At 69.5% G+C, this 2,514-nt stretch carries 2 protein-coding genes; both read left to right on the forward strand.

The window, feature by feature from the left end:
- On the forward strand, positions 1-657 hold a 657-nt coding region (gene eccE / locus KDL01_RS40470; RefSeq protein ID WP_212534026.1), incomplete at its 5' end, for a type VII secretion protein EccE.
- Between the two features lie 186 nt (positions 658-843).
- Positions 844-1,647 carry a hypothetical protein gene (locus KDL01_RS40475; protein WP_212534027.1) on the forward strand — a complete coding sequence of 268 codons (804 nt, stop codon included), beginning with the start codon at positions 844-846 and terminating at the stop codon, positions 1,645-1,647.
- Positions 1,648-2,514: the final 867 nt, after the last annotated feature.

Below are 2,514 nucleotides of genomic sequence, written 5' to 3' on the forward strand. Positions count from 1 at the left end.
CACCTGCCCCGCCAGTCCCTCTCCGCCCGCTCGTACCAGAGCATCGGCGCCACCGTCCCGGCGCAGCGCACCACCTGGGCGGCGGTCCGCCTGGACCCGGAGCGTGCCGAGGGTGCGGTCCAGGCCCGCGGCGGCGGCTCCATCGGCGCGCAGCGTGCGCTGCTGACGGCGGTTCAGCGCGTGGCCAGCCAGATCGAGGGCGCCGGCTTCGAGGCGACCATCCTGAGCGAGCCGGAGCTGATCTCCGCCCTGGGCACCGCCTGCCACGTCATGCAGGTAGCCGCGAACACCTCGGCCGCCGCCAACCGCCGCACCGAGGAGACCCGCCGCTACTGGCGCTGCGACGGCAGCTGGCACACGACGTACTGGCTGGACAAGCCCCCCACGTTCTCGGACCGTACGAGCGCTGACTTCTTCGCCAACGTAGGCTCCCTGCCCGCCCTCGCCACCAGCGTGGCCGTGAACCTGGCCAAGGGCACCGGCGACTCGGTCGCCTTCAGCTGCTTCATCCGCATCGCCGCAGGCTCCGAGCAGCAGCTCACCGAGTCCGGCAAGGTCCTGGAGCAGCGCGCCGGTCAGGCCGGCGCCGGCCTGACCCGCCTGGACGGCGAGCAACTCCCCGGCCTGGTGGCGACGGTCCCCCTCGGCGGAGAATAGCGGCACGGCGGGCAGGAGCCCCCGAACAGCAGCGAGCCGCAAGCGGCCGCCGCGAAGCCGCCAGAACCGAAGAAGCACAAGCCGCCAGACCTGAAGATGCATCAGCTCCAACGCAGCTCCCGTAATCCAAAACTCGCTCCACCAGCTCCACCAGAACCAACCGGCGGGGAATAAGAGGTAAGAGGAATGTCGTCCAACGGATCGTCAGCCGCCTACGCCCCTCGCCGTGCCAGGCGTGGCGGGGCGCAGCAGGAGCGCACCGTCGTAGCAGCCAGGCCCGAGCGCGGCCACGAGATGCACCTGATCCCCGCGCGTGGTCCGAAGCTGGAGAAGCACATCCTCGAGCCGGACGAGTTCAACGCGGTAGCCCTGCCCGTAGGCGACGACGGAGTGGTCATCGGCACCGACCAGGCCAGCCGTCCCGCGGTGATCAGCCTGTTCAAGCCGAGGGCGATGGACGCAGCCCTGATCGGCGGCGCGTACATGGCGCAACTGATCGCCCTGAGAGCAACCGCCACCGGCGCCCGCGTAGTGGTGGAGACGGCCCGCCCCCAACTCTGGGCCCCCCTGGCCCAGAACGCCGGCGGCGGCCAACAGGTCATCGCCGTGGTCCCGGTCCGCCGCGTAGGCAACCTCGGCGCCACCGCCGCCTCCCCCGTGCTCCTCCTCAGAGACTGCGGCGCCCGCCCCCCACGCAGCGCGGCGCCCAAGACCTCGTGGATGACCACACTCACGCTGCTGCCGTTCCTCGACCCCTCCTTCGCAGGCCACCTCATCAGCTCCGACTACGTGGCCCTGCAGCAGATCTCCCCCCAGGAAGCGGAACTGGCGGCCCGTCTGTTCCGCCTCAGCCCCCAAGACGTCGCCGCCCTGCCCACCCTCATGCCCGAACTAGCACTCTGGGCGGCGAAGCACGGCCGACAGTACGTCTACACCGCCCCCACCCACGACGAATCCGCCCTCCTAGGCGCCCCCCGCCGCATGGACTGACCCAATGCACATCTGCCAAGGAACGGTTCGCGCGACCCGCACCACCCGAACGACCCGCACAACATCGCAACCGCACAGCCGGGCAGCCGGGCAGCCGGGCAGCCGAACAACTGGACTATCGGACGGCCGGACAGTCGCACGAGGGACAACGGCCATCGCCAGCGGACATCGACAGCGGACACGGGCGGACGGGCTACGGGGCGCGGACGACGAGTTGCGGGTCACGGACTACGAGTTGCGGGCTGCGGGCCACGAGTCGCGGGCCAGGGGCGCCACGAGTTGCGGACCACGGGCACGGGTAACGATCCACGGCGGCGGCCACCGGTCGTCGAAGTAGTGGATAAGTAGTGGATAGCAGTGAACAGAAACGGGGAGTGGGAGATGGAAGACCCAGCACAACGGTCGGCGTACTACAGCCGACGCACTGCGAGTCGACACATCAGCACACTGAACAACGGGCTCATCACATAGCCCGCGATCGCGTGCGAGTCGACCAGATGACTAGCAGGTAGCCGGGCAACGGCCCAGCAAGGTCGGTCTGGGATCCGAGTGAGGACATTGTTTTCAATCGGGGCCCTAGCGTGGTTACTGTAGGCATCAGGGTTGGCGCGCAAGGCGAGACGGCGCTGACGCGCAGGGCGTGACAGGCGTTGACTGACGCTCTGAGCGTTACGGGCAGTGAAGCGCACAGCGTGGCGGCACAAGACGAGGCGGCGCAGCGGTAGCAGCACAGAAAGTTGGAAGCGGCGTGAGCGGCGAGCACGGGTACGGCGGCGACGGGTCGGAGGAAGACAGCTGGACCGGCCCGGTCTACACGACCCCCGAGTGGTACCGCCTGGGCAACACGGGGACCCCGACGCCCCCACC

Source organism: Actinospica durhamensis, from assembly GCF_018139695.1.
Classification (GTDB): Bacteria; Actinomycetota; Actinomycetes; order Streptomycetales; family Catenulisporaceae; genus Actinospica; species Actinospica durhamensis.

Excerpts from the sequence above, each read along its gene's own strand:
- KDL01_RS40475 (WP_212534027.1), top strand. The coding sequence starts at position 844 with ATGTCGTCCAACGGATCGTCAGCCGCCTACGCCCCTCGCCGTGCCAGG.